We start from the raw sequence: 16,989 nt of genomic DNA on the forward strand, positions 1-16,989 counted from the left end.
CTCAGCTACCGGGATGGCCCGGTCACGGAGCCCGGTACCAAGCTGGTCTGGCGGGACAAGCCTAGATACTCAAGGCACGCCAGGCGTAGGCATGCCGCTACACCATGCGGCGGACGCTGCGCATGAGCTGCGGATAGCGCCGCCTCAGCGCCGTATGGCCTCCAGCGGCATGGCGAGCGGGGCCTTGAGTTGCGGCACGACTTCGCTGTCGCAGATCTGGGCCAGCGGGCCGGGTCAGTGGCTCACCGGAGTGGGCTTGGAGTTGGCGTCCTTGGGAACTGCACTGGTAGCGCTGGGCTGCCTCACGGCAGCACCGCGTCGAGCTTGGTTGGAGTACTCACAGCCGCAGTACTGCTGTGCAGCGGTCGCACTGCCTGCACACCAAGACCTGTGCCTGGCAACAGGCGCGGAGAAAGAATCGGGCAGATCCGTTCGCGGGCGGCATGGGAGCAGCGGCTGGTTCGTAGCGCCAGGTACAGCGGGCCTCAGGTAGCACCCGTTGTCAACGTCCAAAAGGCTGCGCAGACCACAGCTTGAACGGTCCGTTCCGCCACCCTTGGCTGCAGGGCGCCAAGGGTGGCGGACTCCTTCAAAACCCGCGGCCGAAAAGCGCGTTGCGACCGCCGGAAAAACACGCTTTCTGACCGCCACCGACAGCGTAGTCTGCTGACTGCTCTTGCTGCCGCTTCTGGCAGCCAGCATGCAGTGATAGTCCACGCATAAGCAGGTTGCTGAATTTCGGCAATCTGCACGAGTTTGGCCAGTTTGACTTTGGCGCCTCATCAAGCCGCCCGCGGTGCGGTCGATGACGCAGTCGTCTATCGGAACGCGCTAGGGCGTGGCCCTCCCACGTGCAGACCTACAAAGGAAGAAAGCCGTTGAAACCGTTCGCACAATACCGGGCCTATCGCGTGCGTGACCTGATCTCCCGGTATGCCAGCCTGTGCAAGTCAACGCCACTGTACAGAACCGGCAGTTCCCGAATGGGAGCATGGCGGCTGCGCCGAATTGCCTGGCTGCTGGGAGGCTCGCTGGCGGTATCGATGCTGGTAGCTTGCGAAGATTCCCGTCACCCTGCCGTGCGCGCCGTATTTGCCGATCCCCCAGCTTCGCAGGTGTCCACTGCAGCCCGGGAAGAAACGCGCATTACCCTGGTCATGAAAACGCTCACCAATCCGTTCTTCGTCGAGATGGAGCAGGGCGCGCGCAAGTTCCAGAACGAGGTGGGGATTGAACTGCTGGTCAAGACGGCCACGCAGGAGACGTCGATAGAGCAGCAGATTCAACTCGTCAATGATGCGATCAAGGCCCAGTCGCGAGCCATAGTCATCGCCCCCGGTGACTCGACCCGGCTGGTGCCGTCGCTCAAAGCGGCCCAGGACGCTGGCATTCACATCGTCAACCTCGACAACCGCCTCAACTCCGAAGCCATGGTGGCCGCTGGCATGAAGCCGGTGCCCTTCATCAGCGTGGACAACGAGCAGGGCGCATACCTCGCGGCTAAGTTCCTGGCCGACCAGGTCCGCACGCCCAGTGAAGCCATCATCATCGAAGGCATCCGCACGGCAGACAACGCCCATCAGCGCAAGCGAGGCGCCGAGCGCGGCCTGCACACCAATCCCGGCATTCGCATCGTTGCCGAGGAAGCGGCCAACTGGAAGATCGACGAGGCGTACGAACTCACCGCCCGGCTCTTCAAGCAGCATCCCAAGGTCAAGCTGGTGTTCTGTGCCAACGACATGATGGCCATCGGTGCCATCAAGTACCTCCAGGAAACGGGGCGTACCGAGGTCCTTGTGGCCGGGTTCGATGCGCTCAGCGATGTGATGCCGGCCATCCGGGCCGGGCAATTGGCCGCCACGGTAGACCAGCAGGCAGCCCGGCAGGGCTACCTCGGCGTCAGTACGGCGCTGCAGATGCTGGCCGGTGAAATGCCGGCAATGGAAGTCACTGTCGACAGCAAGCTCGTTACCGCGCGGTCCTTGAAATGACGGTGCTGCTGCGTTGGCTGCCCGCCCAGTAACGCATTCGATCTTCAGGACAGCTGGACAATTTTGAGATGAGTCCCCTGAGACGCATTGGCGACGTACTTCGATGGCCGCGTGGCACGCTGGCGCTGCAACTCACGGGTGTGCTACTGCTGATCAGCATCCTGCCGCTGCTGATCTATTACGTGGTCTCCTATCGCGCCGCCGAGAGGACCATCCTCGACGTGGCCTCGCAGCAGGGCCTGCAGACGCTGCGAAACCAGCGCGATTACCTGGTCCTGCAGTTCGAGCAGGTGGAGTCGCTCGCAGCCAACCTGTCGCAGATCGACGAAATCACCAATACGCTTTCCAGGATCAACAACAACGCTACGCGCGGCTCAATCTACGATAGCCTGGCCACCAAGGCCCGCATCGGCTACCTGCTAAGCAACTACAGAAATCTAGGTGGCCTGGTGTCAATCGACATCTTCACACTGGACGGCACGCACTTTCACGTCGGCGACACGCTGACTGGAAGCAACGAGCGATCCGAATTGCGCAATGAGCTACTTGAGCGTACCTTGCGCTCCAACGCCTTCGTCACTTGGCACGGGGTCGAGGACAATATCGAGAAGGCCTCGAGCTCTCAGAAGGTGTTGGCTGCTTCGAAGATGTTGGTGAGTGCCAGGTCGTCATGGCTGCGCGCCGAGCCAGTGGCGATGCTGTTGATCAACTATTCGACCGACTATCTCCACGAGCGCCTCAGCACGGTATCAATCGGCCCAGGCGCGTCACTGATGGTGCTCGATGAGCAGCGACGGCTGATCTATCACCCCGATAAGAACAAGATTGGCCAGCCCGTGGCAGCCGAGTTCGCTGCCCTGCTTGAAGGTTCCTCCGGTTCGTTTACTCAGCGCTTGGGCGACGACGACGTGCTGCTGAGCTACGAGGTCATCCCGGAGAAGAACTGGTACGTACTCAGCATCATTCCCAAGCAAACGCTGCTCGCGCCCATGGCCGACATCCGCCGTGTGGCCGGCGTGATGTTGCTCTTCATGATGCTGCTGGTCCTGGTGCTGCTGCGGCTGTTTGCGATGCGCATCGTGGAGCCTATCGGCGCCATTGCCCAAGGTTTCAAGAACTTTCAGATCAACCACCTCGCACCGGGCTGGCGCATGCCGCGGCCCCGGTCGCTGAAGCCCATTGCAGACTTGGCGCAATGGTTCAACACCTTCCTCGACCACATGGACCAGCGCAAGGAGTCGGAAACGCGGCTGCGCATTGCCGCGACAGCCTTCGAGGCGCAGGAGGGCATGCTGGTGCTCGATGCCGATGTCCGCATTCTGCAAGCTAACGGTGCTCAGCACGCCGTTACGGGCCATGCCGCCGACGAGATCATTGGTCACGGCGTGGACATGCTCGGCTTCGAGCGCCATGGAGCGTCCTTGTTTCCGGAGATGCGGCGCACGGTGGAGTGCACTGGTTCGTGGAAAGGCGAGGTGTGGAGCCGCCGCAAGAACGGTGAGCGCTATCCGGCCTGGGTCACGCTCGCAGGTGTTCGCGACGAGCGCGACGTGCTGACCCACTTCGTAGTCACGCTCACGGACATCACGGAGCGCAAGGCCTCCGAGGAGGAGAACCGCAAGCTCGCCTTCTACGACCCGCTTACAGGGCTACCCAACCGTCGCCTGCTCATGGAACGACTGCGCCAGGCTATGCTCGACTGCCCTCAGCATGGGCAGTCGCTGGCGCTCATGTTCCTGGATTTGGACAAGTTCAAGACCCTCAACGACACCCTGGGCCACGACGTGGGTGACGCGCTGCTGTGCCAAGTGGCGCAGCGGCTGGTGCACTGCGTGCGTGAGGTGGACACGGTGGCCCGCCTTGGCGGGGACGAGTTCGTGGTCTTGATCGAGGGCCTGGATGAACGTGGCGACCAGGCCGCTGTGCAAGCCGAAGGAGTGGCCTTGAAGATCATGTGTGAGCTCAACCAGGACTACGAGGACCTCGCCGGGGAGGTCTACCACAGTACCTCCAGTATCGGTATCGCCATCCACTCGGACGTGGACAGCACCCTTGAAGAGTTGATGAAACAGGCAGACATCGCTCTCTACCAAGCCAAGGAGGCAGGACGCAACACACTGCGCTTTTTCGAGCCCGCCATGCAAGCCCGGCTGATGGCGCGCGCTGCGCTGGAACAGAACATGCGCCGAGCCCTGGCAGAAGATCAGTTCAAGATCTACCTGCAGCCCAAGGTTGACGTGCATGGAAGCATTGTCGGCGCCGAGGCACTGGTGCGTTGGGAACAGCCTGGCTGTGGCATCGTTCCGCCACAGTCCTTCATCGCCCTGGCCGAGGAAACGGGTTTGATCGTGCAGCTCGGCGAGGTCGTGTTGCGCAAGGCTTGCAAACAGCTGGTGACCTGGGCTGGACATCCTCGCCGGCGCCACTTGGGCATCGCGGTCAACGTCAGCCCTCGTGAGTTCAGGCATGCCGAATTCGTCGCGAATGTGCTGCGTGTTGTTGAGCAAACCGGCGCGGACCCGGCCAGACTCACGTTGGAGATAACCGAGAGCTTGTTCGTCGATGACGTCAAAGACATCGTCGCGAAGATGAACGCGCTGCGTCAGCGTGGGATCAGTTTCGCGTTGGACGATTTTGGTACCGGCTACTCATCGCTCGCCTACTTGAAGGAGATGCCGCTACAGGAGCTGAAGATCGACCGCTCATTTGTGAATGACGTACTTACTGATGCCAGCGACGCCACCATTGCGCGAGCCGTGATTGCAATGGGTCACGAGTTGGGTATCGAAGTAGTTGCCGAAGGCATTGAAACTGCCGTGCAGTACGAGTTTCTTAGGGCCAACGGCTGCCGCCTGTTCCAGGGCTATTTCTTCAGTCCACCCATCCCGCCGGAAAAATTTCATCAGCTTCTGGAAGACGACATCCCTTGTGTCGAGTTGTCGCTGTAGCCGGGGTTCTCGGACTTTCGGTGCATTTTGGTGCACCTGCTGCCGATTTCTTGATGCACGACAGACACTTGCAAAACGTTGTACGGCGGCTCCAAGGGCGGCCGCCAGCAGCGACGCAAGTTATCGAGCTCGTTGGACTCTTGGCATTGAAGCGACCAAAATGCACCGAAAGTCCGAGAATCCCTGTCAGCCCTATGTTCGCGGTGCTAACCAATGGGCACGGTGTGGGACAGCCATGGCGGCCAAGCCGACCGGGCGGGTTGCCCACATCTGGACAGGTCCGCAGCAACGGCATCCGGGTTGCCATGTTCGGGATCACCTGAACTTGAAGGACTTCGCCATGAAACAGACTGTCGTTGGGTTGTTTGACTCCGAGGCTGACGCGCAGCGCGCGCTGCAGATCCTCACCGCCAAGGGCACCGATCCTGGCCACGTCCAGATAACTCACGCCGAAGGCGCCGCCACGGCAGGCACGACCGCGCAGCCCGACGCCGCCTTGACGAGCCGGGTGCGAGGTTTCTTCTCCGACATGTTTGGCCCGCCGGACGAGCCCGAGGTCGGCCACTATGCCGAGGCGGTGCGCCGCGGCGGCGCGCTGCTCAAGGTGGAGATCGACGACGACGCGCAGCTGGACGACGTGCGCGAGGCTTTCACGACAGCCAGTGCTGTGGACATCGACCAGCGCGTGGAGTCCTGGCGTGCGCAGGGGTGGAGTAGCGCCTCGGGGACGGCCTCCGCCCAGCCTGCCGAAGGCGTGATCCCCGTGGTGAAGGAAGAGCTCCAGGTGGGCAAGCGGGTGGTCAGCACCGGCGGCTTGCGGGTGTACGCGCGCACCGTTGAGACTCCCGTGAGCGAGACGGTGCAGTTGCGCCAGGAACATGTCCAGGTCGAGCGCCGTCCGGTGGACCGACCGGCCACTGCCGCCGACTTGGCGGACCTCAAGGACCGCACCATCGAGGTCCGCGAAACCGCCGAGCAGGCGGTAGTCGCCAAGACCGCGCGCGTGGTGGAAGAGGTGCGCGTGGGCAAGACAGTGGAGCAGCGCACCGAGCAGGTCAGTGACACGGTGCGCAGCACCGAGGTCGAGGTCGAACGCATTCCCGGCACCACGGCCGTCGGCGCCTTCGACCGGGACTACTACCGCAACGACTTCAATGCCCGCTTCGCGGCCGAGGGCGGTCTCTACGAGGACTACGAGCCGGCCTACCGCTATGGCCACGCGCTGCGTGACGACCCGCGCTACGCCGGGCGCCACTGGGACGAGCTCGAGCCCGAGGCCCGCGCGGATTGGGAAACTCGCAACCCCGGCGGCACCTGGGAGCGCATGAAGGCCGCCGTGCGCCGTGGCTGGGAGCGCGTGACCTCGTAACGGCCGGCCGGCCGTGCAGCCGAGCTGGGGCAGATGGTCGTGAGCGAGCGTACCGGAGCCCCGCCGTTGCGCTCGCCATCCAGCATGGCCCAGCTCCAGCACGGCCCTGCTAATGCGCACGCCTACGCATCGCATCTTGTGCCCCCTTGCGCAGCCCCGAAAAACATCAGAACTGCCGAGCGGTGGGCCCGATGTTCTGCTTGCACGGCGCGAAGCCATCAGTACGCCGGCCTCGTGGGGCCCGGGGACCAGAAGCGCCAGAAGATCGGTGCGCGTCCCAGCCCGGACGCGCGCTGTCCAGGACAGGCTGGACCGTGTTGAGCGGCCGGTGCGGTTGGCTCATCGTGGCCTTGCAGCGTCCACAGGGCGTGCTCGCCCTGTACTGGGCGCAATAACCGGGATTCTGGAGAATGCTTTCTTCAGTCAACGCGCGCGCGGCCAAGCGCCAATGAATGCGCTGATGCCGCGAGGCGCCACACTGTGTGTGCCGCTGTGCTGGACGGCCGGGTAGGCCCAGTCAAGGCACGAAGAATCAGGCCGGCCTGCTCGGGCCATGGTTCCTGCGCATCGGATCTTCCTCGAACAACGCAGTCAGGATTGGCGGCTTGGCGCTGGTGAACGGCTTGGGTGGTGCTCATGGGATATCGGTCTCTAGCCCGACGACGTCACCGCTCAGCACAGGTGCGACGTGGACTGTGTTGACCGACTCGTTCCATCCTCTAATGGCTGGTGCTGTACAGCCGGTCGGCAAGCTCCCAAGCCGAGACGCTGTTGGCCGGCGGCTCATTGGTCAGCAGCACACCCAGACGCGCCACGAGCTTCATGACCTTGAGCTCACCCAAGCCCATCCCGAGCACGACGGCCGCGACCGTGATCCCCGGGATGTTTTCGTCAACGTCGATGGCGGCCTCGGGCGCTAGGAAGCAGACGATGTCGTAACGCCCCGGACTGTCCTCGCTGGGGGCCGCCACGTACCTCACGTCTTGGAACCGGACCTCGGTATCGGCAAATTCGATGACGCCGAAGTCGGCCATCACCTCCTTGGGTACCGGGGGCTTGAAGGCGTGCACGATCAGACCATCCGGCAGTGCCGGTGCAGCGGCTGTCAGCGCCAGCACTGCGTCCACACCGTCCGGATCGCCATTGCAAGTGACCGCCAGCCGTATCGCGGAGCCGTCCTGCGTTGGGGTGTTGTCGATTTCGATGCCCAGGCGCTCATCAAAGGCTGCTACGGCATCGGCCAGGACCTCGCCGGCCTGCCTGACGCCTTTGATCGCGTGTTGCCATCCGGGCTCATCGGGAGTCAGCTGGGACAGCAGCCGGAGCTGGTCCGCGTGTGCCAGCACGGTTTGCCAGAAATCAGCCGCCTTGGTCGCAGTCATGTTCGTCTCGCTTCGCCGGCTTGCGTTGAATCCTTGCCTGCAGGATATGCCGTCCGGCTGACACCTTCCCGGCCACATGAATGGCCTTCTTCCATGCGGGCTTGAGGCGTGGCGCTGCTGGCAGTTCCGGTGGTCTGACCAGCACAAAAAAGGGCGCCACAGCGGGCAGCGCGTGCTGCTGGTTGAAGACCACTTCGTCAACCAGGCGGTGACGTCTGCCGTGGTGCGTGCCGCGGCACTGGAGGTCGAGGCTGCCGACAACGGATGCAGCGCGCTGAAGTTGGTATCCAGCAGGTCCTATGACCTGGTGCGGATGGACATCCAGATGCCGTTCATGGACGGCCTGGAGGCCACGAGGCAAATTCGCCAGCGCATCGGTGCAGCGCTGCCCATCGTGGCCATGACAGCCAATGCCTTTGGCGAGGACCGGCAAGCGTGCTTGGACGCAGGCATGAACGACCATGTGGCCAAGCCGGTGGAGCCCGCTCGGCTGTACACGACGTTGCTGCGATGGTGGCCATTGCCCAATGCCTCGTGAATGACCGCCACGGGAGGTCCGCCGTCGGCGTGCTGCGGCAGTGTCTGCTGCCGCTGAGCGGCTATGGGCGGCTGTGGGCGGCTGTGGGTAGCCATGGGTGGCTCGGCAAGGTCCACCATCCCTGCAAAGCGCCCGTGATCTGGCGCTGTCGCCTTCTGGTGCAGGCGCCTGCCCGGAGCCACTCGCCGCTGTGCTGCGCGAGCTGCGGCGCGTGCTGGGGCCTCTTGGCGCTGTGAAGGCAGCGGCGATCGAGGACGCCGTGCGGCGCGCAGACCACGCCTGCCCGGCGTCTTGCTGAGGCGGCCGCGTCTTCGGAGCGACTGCTGGCGCAGCACTGGCACCTTGCTGCGGCTGGGTGCTGGAACAGGCTTTGGCGGTCCGCGTGACGCGACGCACATCATCGCCGCGCTGGTGCACGCAAGTTGCCCGCGAATGGGCTGGCGCCGTGTCGGCACCACCGTCCGATGCTTCCAGCGTCGCCGCGCCAACGGCAAGCCGTATCCATCCTGCGGTGAGGTATGCCGCGTGAAGCGGCTGTTTCCGGTCAACGAAGCGCTCACCTCCAGGCACACCGCCGCCCTGGGGATCATTGCGACGGACCTGGGCTGTCCATTGGACGCGGTCTACGTCGGGAACGGGGCCAATGGCCCCGCGGTGTTCTACGAGGACCGCCAGGGCAGCGAAGGCACTCGCTGCGCGTGCGCCGTGAGCGGTCGGTACTGGCAGGAGTGCCAGGTGAAAGCTGCCGTGACGGCACTGCTGGCACGTCCGAACCCAGAACCGGACCTTGGAGCTGCGTGAGCAGCCATACCGGCACCATGACCTCATCGCTCAGCCGGCCGGTCTCGACGCCGACACAGTTTCTGCTCTTGGCTACGGTGCACTGAGGCCGTGCGCGTCGCGGGCACCGCTTGCCCTTGAGTCGGGCCTTGGCTCAGGGCTCATCCAGGCCCGCCAGGCCAGCGACGTCGCCCTCGCGCTCAATCAGCGCCAGCCAACTCCGCAGCTCAGCCTCGCTGCCTTCAAGCAGCCGCAGGGGCAGTGATCGGTCATTGGCCTTGGCCAGCATGTTGTGCAGGCCCAGGTGCGCCACGAGCAAGTAGTGCATCGGCGCCAGCAGCGCCTGGCGCTGCTGTGGATGCTGGCGGGCGAAGCGATGGAGTTCCTCGATCGCATGGCCCAGCTTCTCGCCGACGTAGTTCAGCGGCACGCCATGGCGCTGCTGCGGTGCGGTGTAGGCCGGGCCGTTGGCGTCCAGCGGAAAGTCGTCCTGGCTCACGGTTCTCCCCTGACTCAATGCAGCGTCTGCGCGCAGCAGTGCTTGTACTTGCGCCCGCTGCCGCAAGGGCAGGGCTCGTTGCGGCCGACCTTGGGAGCCTGCCGGCGCAGCGGCGCATGCCCAACGGCGCCCGCGCGCCGGGCCGGCTCGTAGTAGCGGTAGCACCGGGTTGCGCCGGCAATCATGGTCGCGATCACTTCCTGGCGCCTGTCGGCATCGATGGGCGGCGGCCGCATCCCGGGATCCGGATCGTGCTCGTGAACCAGCATCATCATCGGCAGCAGGCAGCCGCCTTCCTTGTCGCTGGCAATGAGCTCGTTCCAGCTGCCCGGGCGCGCCTGCACGCCGCGCATGAAGCCGTGCGCCCAGTCGTTGCCGTGCACCACGCCCGCCTCATCCTCCAGCAGCACCAGCAGGTACACATCCGGCCCGGCTAGGGTGCGCTGCAGCTCCGCGACAATCCAGTTCGAGTGGCGCATCATCAGGCCGATGATCTGGCCGGCTTGCTCATCGCCATCGAAGGCGAACTTGCCACCCAGCACCTGCTGCACGGCCTCGTTCGGGGACACGAACTCGGGGCTGCAGATCAACGCCGTGAAGTACCCGTCCATTGCCTCCAACTTCATGGCTGCACAGCCGGCATGCAGGGCATCGTGGAGCTGGTCAAGCTCCTGCTCGGCCAGGGGATCGGAGGTCGAGGCGGCAAGCATGGGCGTGAAGGTTGGGCATGCAGCGCAGTGCAGCGGCATTGTGGCGCATCGGGGGGGCCCATGACCGCAGCCACATGGTTGAGAGTCACCGCAGCCCTGCTGGTGCTTCAGCCGCCGGCGTGGCGATCTGCGCCGGGACAGGCAATTGCACCTCGGCCCCGTCCAGCTCGGTAAGGAGTTTGGCGACGCGGGCCTTCAAGGATGCGCGCGTGGGCTTGGACCTGGGTTGCACCTTGCCCCTGGGCATCTCATCGAGCTTGTGCTTACCGTGAATGGCGCCTCACCGGTGCTGCGGGTATTGCAATCCGCCGCAAAGCATCCGTTTCTGCGTGCCGCAGAAGTCGGTCAAGTGTGGTCTGCTGGACCTGAATTCGCCTTTTGACCTGCAGCGGCGCGTGCCGCAACGGGTCGTTGCTGTTGGGCGTTTTTGCCGCTGCACCTCCAACGACGGCCATATCCAAAATTATGGATCGTCGATGAGCAGGACTGGGCATCGGCCGGCTCCATGGCGGGTGGGCGTTGACTGGATGCGGCGTCGGGCGCGCTGCGGCCGTGCGGTCGGTCGTAACGGCCAGGGGCTGCGCCCGGCGTGAGGCTGGCTGCCAGCGCGGCCCGGTTTCCTGGCGTGCCGGCGCCCGGAGAAAGGGACGAATCGAAGGAGAGGTTGATGGCTCGACTACCCGTCGTTGGTCCCATCGGCCGGCGTGCCGCTCGTCGCACCCGGAGCCGCTTGCGCCAGGTGGCTGCCCACCGTTGACAGCAGGCCGCGCAGCCAGCGGTGGGCCGCCTGGTGCTGCGAGCGCTCGTGCCACAGCTGGTAGAAGCGCATGCGCGGAAAGCCTTCGGGGGCCGCCACGCTCACCACCGGCAGGCTGGAGGTGAACTGCTCGGCGAAGTGGCGCGCGGTGGTGAACACGAGGTCGCTCTGGGCCACCAGGTAGGGCGCCATGGCGTAGTAGGGCACGAACACGCGCGCGTCGCGGGTTTGCCGCAGGCCGGCCAGGTAGCTGTCGACCACCGCACGGTGAGACTTGGCAAAGGGCGTGGGCACCACGTGCGCGGCCGCCAGGTAGCGCTGCAGCGTCATCGCGCCCGGCGCGGCCAGCGGATTGCTCGGACTCATCATGCACACCAACTCGTCTTCGATGAGCAACGACAGGTGCATGCGCTCGGGCGGCAGCGGCCAGTTGCCGATCACGATGTCCAGCTCACCCTGCGCCAGGGCACGCTCGTAGTCGTAGCCGGGCGTCAGTGGATGGATCAGCAGACGCGCCTGCGGCGCCTGAGCACGGAAGCGGCCCACCACCTTGGCCATGAAGCTGGCGGCCAAGTAGTCCGGCGTGGCCACGGTAAAGGTCATGACGCTGGCGCCTGGCTCGAAGCGCTCGGGTCCGGCCAGCATGCGGTCGATCTCGCCTAGCACCTCTCGCGCGCTCTGGCGCAGCTGCAGCGCCCGGGCCGTGGGCACCATGCCGCCGCGCTCGCGCACCAGGATCGGGTCGTTGAAGGCGTCGCGCAGCCGCTTGAGAGCCGCGCTGATGGCCGGCTGCGTCTGGTTCATTCGCACCGCCGCGCGCGAGACGCTGCGCTCGGCCACCAGTGCCGTCAGCACGCGCAGCAGGTGGATGTCGACTAGGTCCTGGCTTCTTGTCATGTTTCTAAGGGTTCAAGCGGATGGCGCGTCCTTTGGGGGCGCGATCTATAGCGCTGATTTATGGCGCACATTCCGCACGCCTCGCGCGCGCCAGGACCATTGTTCCTACAGTGCGCCCCCAGGCGGCGGCTCCTTTCGGACCGGGATTGGACCGCCAAGCCACAGGTCCAGGACCGAGGAGACAAGCATGACATCCACCGCAGCGGCCGCATCCGCCCTGCCTTCCGCCACCCCGTCCGAACTGGACGGGGTCTATCGCAAGATCATCTGGCGGCTCATCCCCTTCCTGATGCTCCTGTGGGTGCTGGCCTGGATCGACCGGGTCAACATCGGCTTCATCAAGCTGACCATGCTCGACGAGCTCAAGTGGAGCGAAGCCGTGTACGGGTTGGGCGCCGGCATCTTCTTCCTGGGCTACTTCTTCTTCGAGGTTCCCAGCAACCTGCTGCTGCAGCGCATCGGGGCCAAGAAGACCATCATGCGCATCACCATCGGCTGGGGCCTGACCTCCATCGCCGCGATGTTCGTGAAGACGCCCGAGCAGTTCTATTTCGTGCGCTTCCTGCTGGGTGTGTTCGAGGCCGGCTTCTACCCCGGCATCATCCTGTACCTGACCTACTGGTTCCCGAACGACCGACGCGCCAAGGCCTTCGGCATGTTCATGTCGGCCTCCGCCTTGGCGGGCGTGATCGGCGGGCCGCTGGCCGGCACCATCATGACCGGCATGCACGGCGTGAACGGCTGGTCGGGCTGGCAATGGGTGCTGCTGCTCGAGGGCATCCCTTCGGTCGTCGCCGGCTTCGTCACCTACTTCTACCTGACCGACAAGCCCGAGCAGGCCAGCTGGCTCACGCAGCGCGAGCGCCAGTTGGTGCACGAAGACCTGGAGCGCGACGGCCACTCGCTGGGCCACCGCGAGCACAGCATGCTGGCTTCGCTCAGGAGCGGCCGCATCTGGCTGCTGATCCTGATCTTCTTCTGCATCATCGCTGCCAATTCGTCGCTGACCTTCTACGGCCCGACGCTGGTCAAGGAAGTGGGCTTCACCAGCCCCGTGGCCGTGGGCTGGATCATGGCCGTGGCCTACCTGTTCGGCGCCGCCGGCATGATCTGGAACGGCTTCCACTCCGACAAGCACCAGGAATCTCGCTGGCATTGCGGCCTGGCCGCTGCGCTGGGTGCTGCCTCGCTGCTGGGCGTGGCGGCCTTCCTGGGCCACAGTGCGCTGGCCGTTCTGGTGGGCCTGACGCTGGCCATCGTGGGAACCATGAGCGCCATCCCGGTGTTCTGGCAGATGCCCAACCGCTTTCTGGCCGGCACCGCGGCCGCCGGCGGCGTGGCGCTAATCAACTCCATTGCCAACCTGGCCGGATTTGGCGCGCCCTGGATGCTGGGCCTGATCAAGACTGCCACCGGCAGCCTCTCGCCCGGCCTGTACGTGGTGGCCGCGATCGAAATCTGCGCCACCTTGCTGGTCCTGGCCTGCGTGCCTTCCTACCGCAAGCAGCCCGCTGCCGCCGTTGCGGCGCACTGAGCGGCTGGCGGCGCCCTCACTTGCGAGAACCGAACGATGACCCTCACCATGACCCGCCTGAACCTGGCCGAGCTCAACGCCATGGACCGTGATGCCTTTGTCGCCGCCGTGGGCCCGACCTTCGAGAACGCCGCCTGGATCGCGCAAGCCGCCTGGGCTCGCCGGCCCTTCGCCACCATCGATGCGCTGCACGCTGCGATGCTCGACGTGGTGCGTGAGGCCTCCGACGAGCGCCGCGTTGCCTTTCTTCGCGGCCACCCCGAGCTGGCCGGCCGCGAGGCGCAGGCCGGCACGATGACGGTCGAATCCGTGGGCGAGCAGCGCAGCGCCGGCCTCGACGCGCTCAGCCGCGACGAGATGCAAGAGATGCAGCGCCTGAACCGTGTCTACCGCGATCGCCACGGCTTCCCCTTCATCATTGCCGTGCGCCGCCATACCAAGCAGCAGATTTTCGAGGCGCTGCGCACGCGCTGCGCCGCGAGCACGGACACCGAGCACCGCGCCGCGCTCGAGCAGATCGGGTTCATCACCCGCGGGCGCATCGACGCCCTGGTGCATGCCTGAAGACGGACCACCCGCACTCTCTTTTCCCGACGACACGTTCCCGTTCCAGCCGGCCGCGCGCGGTGCGCCGGACCGGTGCTCCACGCCCGCAAGCGGGCACACAAACACAAGGAGACAAGCATGGAGAATCAAGTCGTGTCCCGCCCCGCGCGCAGGCAGTTTGCGCTCTCGGGGCTGGCCCTGGGCGCTGCGGCGCTGGCACCCCGCGCTGCACTGGCGCAGGCACCGGCACAGCCGGCCGCTGCGCCGGCTGGCCCAGCCCAGGCCAGCGGCCCCATCGTGCTGCACGGCGTGAGCCCGCGCCTGACGGTGCACGCGCTGGACACCTTCCACGGTGCGGCCGCCACCGGGTTGCGCATTGATTTCTCCAGGCTCGAAGGCGGCCAGTACAAGCTGGTGCGCTCGGTGGTGATGAACGGCAACGGGCGCTCCGACGAGCCGCTCCTGATCGGCGAGAGCTACCAGGCCGGCGACTACGAGCTGCTGCTGCACGTGGACGACTACTTTGCCGCCAAGGGCGCCAAGCTGCCCAAGCCGCCATTCCTCACGAAGCTGCCGGTGCGCATGCGCGTGGTGAACGTTGCCGAGCGCATCCACCTGCCGATCCAGTTCGGACCGTGGAGCTACACCTATTCGCGCGGCAGCTGAGCCTGCATCACTTGCCTCATCCACTCGTACTCGAGACAAAGGGACCGTCATGACCGGCATTTCGACGCACGTGCTCAACATCACCACCGGCAAGCCTCTGGCGGGCATGCAGGTGGAGCTCTACGACATGGCGACCAACCCGCCCACGCGCCTGAACAACGTGCGCACCAACGCCGACGGCCGCACCGATGCGCCCGTCTTGGCGGGCAAGGATGCACGCACCGGCCACTTCGAGCTGCGCTTTCACGTCGGCGACTTCTTCAAGGCTGCCGACGGGCTCTCGGACGTGGTGCCCGTGCGCTTTTCCATCTCCGACGCCGCGCAGCACTACCACGTGCCGATGCTGTGCGCGCCTTGGTTCTTTTCCACTTACCGCGGTAGCTGACCGCAGGAGATCCCAACGATGTCCCAAGCCGATCCCAACGCAGAAAAGTACATGGTCGACGCCCTGCGCCTGGCCATGCGCAACGTTCGCGAGCGCAAGACCTGGCCCTTCGGTGCCGTGCTGGTGCGCAACGGCAAGGTGCTGGCCAATGCGGTCAACGAGGTCGACGTCCTGTGCGACCCCAGCGCGCATGCCGAGATGCAGGCCGTGCGCATGGCCGCCAAGGCGCAGGGCGACACCGACCTGTCTGGCAGCGTCGTGTATGCCAGCGGCTACCCGTGCTCCATGTGCCTCACGGCCATGTACCTGGCCGGCGTGAAGGAGGTGTACTACGCCTACTCCAACGAGGACGGCGAGCCCTACGACCTGTCGGCCGCGCGTGGCTATGTGGAAATTGCGCGCCCCATCGAAGAGCGCGAGATGCCCCTGCGTTCGCTGCCCGTGCGTGACGAGGGCGAAGACCTGTACGAAGCCTGGGAGCGCGCTACGCGCTGATCTTTGGCTGGCGCTGCAAATCCAGCTGCAGCGCAAACTCCCGGCTGCCCGCCACCTTGCCGGTGGCAGGCGGCCCGCGCACCAGACCCGGCGTAGCCCCCCGGCGTGGGAAGCGCATGCCGCCGGCGCTGCGCCTCGTAGGGTCGGTGGCGCAGGGCAGGTGAAGTCGCCGCACCAAGCGTTGCGGACTTGCGGCATGGAAGTCGGCCACTATCCCAGCGAGGTGCCCTGTGCCGCTGCCGGAAACAAGATCGGCGTGGAGCGCGACCTCGTCTGTGTCTGGCAGGGAATCGAGAACTGCAGCGCAGTGCCGATCTTGGTACCCCATCCGTTTGCACCGCCCGAGCGGTTCACCTGCAGCGAAGGTGGCCCATTCTTTGGAGATGACGGCGTTTCCTTGCCGAACATCGACACGTGCGCCCCGGCCGGACCTGGCCGGCCACCTGGGACCGCCGCAGCAGGGCTGCGGCGCACAAAAAGTGCCACCTTGCCCGAGCTGCGTCGCTGGCGGATGCTTGGCGACAGCCCGTTGTCCAGAGCGCGCGGTTGAAGTTCCGCCTTGCTCGTGCCCGATACCAGGCGCTCGCTGCACAACGGACCTCACATTTCCCCAAGAAATCTCGCCAGAGACGGCCTGTTCAGCGGCTTCACCGCCGGACACGCTTGCGGCCAGGGCGCCCCGCTGCGCTGCGGCCCTTCGAGAGGCCCAACCGCACAAAAGGGGTCACTTTGCATTGCTTGCGTGGGAACTCCTCCGCGCTTCGCCATAGGGCTCCTGGCCGATGGCAGTGGTGGCCCCGAGAAGAGCTGCCTACTTTTTGAGCTCCATCCACTTGGCGACAGCCTCCGCGAGCTGGCGTTCGGCGTCGCCATCGCAGTTGATGGCCGGATAGGCCAAGTGCTGCTCCAGTGACCAGTCCGCGGGCTTGCGCGCCTGCCACCACGCCACCGCGGCGTCGGCAACGTCGAGCAGGACGGCGCTGCCCGCACTGGCGACGATGGCGTGCTCGCGCGCGCTCGCGAGCTGCAGCTCCGCGGTGCGCTGCTGCACCTGGCGCTCCAGCAGCTCGCGCGCTACGCGCTGCTCGTGGATGTCCGTGGCCACGGCGAACCGGCGCGCCCCGTGCCCACCCGCATCGTGCAGCAGTTGCGCGCGCACCAGGAACCAGCGGTAGTCGCCCGCGGCACTGCGCAGCCGCAGCTCCACCTGGTAGGGCGTGCCGGTGCGCCGCACGGTCTTCCATGCCGCCTGGGCTCGTGGTCAGTCCCGTGTATGGATCTGTCGGACCCAGGCGCGCGTGCCGCGCCCGTGGCGAGGCAGCCCGGTGAACCGGAACCACTGCTCGTTGACGAAGTCGGGCTGTCCCTGCGGTGACGCGGCCCAGACAATGCTCGGCACGAGGTGGGTGAGCGCCCGGAACTCCTCCACGGCGCGGCGTTGCGCCTGCTCGGCAGCCTTGCGCTCGGTGATGTCGAAGGTGATGCCGTAATA

The 16,989-nt window shown here is 65.5% G+C and carries 15 protein-coding genes and 1 pseudogene; 10 read left to right on the plus strand and 6 right to left on the minus strand.

Annotation, left to right across the window (positions count from 1 at the left end):
- The first annotated feature begins 851 nt into the window (after nucleotides 1-851).
- From H537_RS0114140 to H537_RS0114150, 3 genes are all read left to right on the plus strand, one after another.
- Complete coding sequence (locus H537_RS0114140; protein ID WP_211235011.1) at nucleotides 852-1,991, plus strand: sugar ABC transporter substrate-binding protein; 1,140 nt, start codon at nucleotides 852-854, stop codon at nucleotides 1,989-1,991.
- A gap of 68 nt (nucleotides 1,992-2,059) precedes the next feature.
- Complete coding sequence (locus H537_RS49235; protein ID WP_084150671.1) at nucleotides 2,060-4,939, plus strand: bifunctional diguanylate cyclase/phosphodiesterase; 2,880 nt, start codon at nucleotides 2,060-2,062, stop codon at nucleotides 4,937-4,939.
- A gap of 340 nt (nucleotides 4,940-5,279) precedes the next feature.
- Nucleotides 5,280-6,308: a YsnF/AvaK domain-containing protein gene (locus H537_RS0114150; RefSeq protein ID WP_028998437.1), complete on the plus strand. Its 1,029-nt coding sequence runs from the start codon at nucleotides 5,280-5,282 to the stop codon at nucleotides 6,306-6,308.
- A 719-nt stretch (nucleotides 6,309-7,027) separates the two neighbouring features.
- On the opposite strand, the gene H537_RS0114155 is transcribed toward H537_RS0114150, so the two are convergent.
- Complete coding sequence (locus H537_RS0114155) at nucleotides 7,028-7,690, minus strand: hypothetical protein (protein WP_028998438.1); 663 nt, start codon at nucleotides 7,688-7,690, stop codon at nucleotides 7,028-7,030.
- 172 nt (nucleotides 7,691-7,862) lie between these two features.
- Between H537_RS0114155 and H537_RS0114160 the strand changes: the two genes are divergently transcribed.
- The gene (locus H537_RS0114160; RefSeq protein WP_028998439.1) at nucleotides 7,863-8,228 is read left to right on the plus strand and encodes a response regulator; all 366 of its coding nucleotides are present in this window, start codon (nucleotides 7,863-7,865) and stop codon (nucleotides 8,226-8,228) included.
- Nucleotides 8,229-8,570: 342 nt separating this feature from the next.
- Nucleotides 8,571-9,029 carry a hypothetical protein gene (locus H537_RS52825; RefSeq protein ID WP_156901703.1) on the plus strand — a complete coding sequence of 153 codons (459 nt, stop codon included), beginning with the start codon at nucleotides 8,571-8,573 and terminating at the stop codon, nucleotides 9,027-9,029.
- A gap of 133 nt (nucleotides 9,030-9,162) precedes the next feature.
- On the opposite strand, the gene H537_RS0114165 is transcribed toward H537_RS52825, so the two are convergent.
- From H537_RS0114165 to H537_RS0114175, 3 genes are all read right to left on the minus strand, one after another.
- Nucleotides 9,163-9,507 carry a hypothetical protein gene (locus tag H537_RS0114165; protein ID WP_028998440.1) on the minus strand — a complete coding sequence of 115 codons (345 nt, stop codon included), beginning with the start codon at nucleotides 9,505-9,507 and terminating at the stop codon, nucleotides 9,163-9,165.
- Nucleotides 9,508-9,521: 14 nt separating this feature from the next.
- The gene (locus tag H537_RS0114170) at nucleotides 9,522-10,217 is read right to left on the minus strand and encodes a UPF0149 family protein (RefSeq protein ID WP_028998441.1); all 696 of its coding nucleotides are present in this window, start codon (nucleotides 10,215-10,217) and stop codon (nucleotides 9,522-9,524) included.
- A gap of 676 nt (nucleotides 10,218-10,893) precedes the next feature.
- Entirely contained in the window at nucleotides 10,894-11,871 is a 978-nt protein-coding gene (locus H537_RS0114175) for a LysR substrate-binding domain-containing protein (protein ID WP_028998442.1), read from the minus strand.
- Nucleotides 11,872-12,058: 187 nt separating this feature from the next.
- Between H537_RS0114175 and H537_RS0114180 the strand changes: the two genes are divergently transcribed.
- From H537_RS0114180 to H537_RS0114200, 5 genes are all read left to right on the plus strand, one after another.
- A complete protein-coding gene (locus H537_RS0114180; protein ID WP_028998443.1) occupies nucleotides 12,059-13,405 on the plus strand; it encodes an MFS transporter in 1,347 nt (448 codons plus the stop codon).
- Nucleotides 13,406-13,453: 48 nt separating this feature from the next.
- Nucleotides 13,454-13,969 carry a 2-oxo-4-hydroxy-4-carboxy-5-ureidoimidazoline decarboxylase gene (gene uraD / locus H537_RS0114185; RefSeq protein WP_238446690.1) on the plus strand — a complete coding sequence of 172 codons (516 nt, stop codon included), beginning with the start codon at nucleotides 13,454-13,456 and terminating at the stop codon, nucleotides 13,967-13,969.
- Nucleotides 13,970-14,089: 120 nt separating this feature from the next.
- Complete coding sequence (locus tag H537_RS0114190) at nucleotides 14,090-14,617, plus strand: hydroxyisourate hydrolase (RefSeq protein ID WP_028998445.1); 528 nt, start codon at nucleotides 14,090-14,092, stop codon at nucleotides 14,615-14,617.
- A gap of 49 nt (nucleotides 14,618-14,666) precedes the next feature.
- The gene (gene uraH / locus H537_RS0114195) at nucleotides 14,667-15,002 is read left to right on the plus strand and encodes a hydroxyisourate hydrolase (protein ID WP_028998446.1); all 336 of its coding nucleotides are present in this window, start codon (nucleotides 14,667-14,669) and stop codon (nucleotides 15,000-15,002) included.
- Nucleotides 15,003-15,020: 18 nt separating this feature from the next.
- On the plus strand, nucleotides 15,021-15,497 hold the full coding sequence (locus tag H537_RS0114200) for a nucleoside deaminase (protein WP_028998447.1): 477 nt from the start codon (nucleotides 15,021-15,023) through the stop codon (nucleotides 15,495-15,497).
- A gap of 811 nt (nucleotides 15,498-16,308) precedes the next feature.
- On the opposite strand, the gene H537_RS0114210 is transcribed toward H537_RS0114200, so the two are convergent.
- Nucleotides 16,309-16,731, minus strand: coding sequence for a PAS domain-containing protein (locus H537_RS0114210; RefSeq protein ID WP_028998448.1), 423 nt, complete (start codon nucleotides 16,729-16,731; stop codon nucleotides 16,309-16,311).
- 27 nt (nucleotides 16,732-16,758) lie between these two features.
- A pseudogene (locus H537_RS57045) lies at nucleotides 16,759-16,989 on the minus strand (hypothetical protein); the annotation flags it as partial.

The sequence above is a fragment of the Azohydromonas australica DSM 1124 genome (genome assembly GCF_000430725.1).
In the GTDB taxonomy this organism is placed as follows: Bacteria; Pseudomonadota; Gammaproteobacteria; order Burkholderiales; family Burkholderiaceae_C; genus Azohydromonas; species Azohydromonas australica.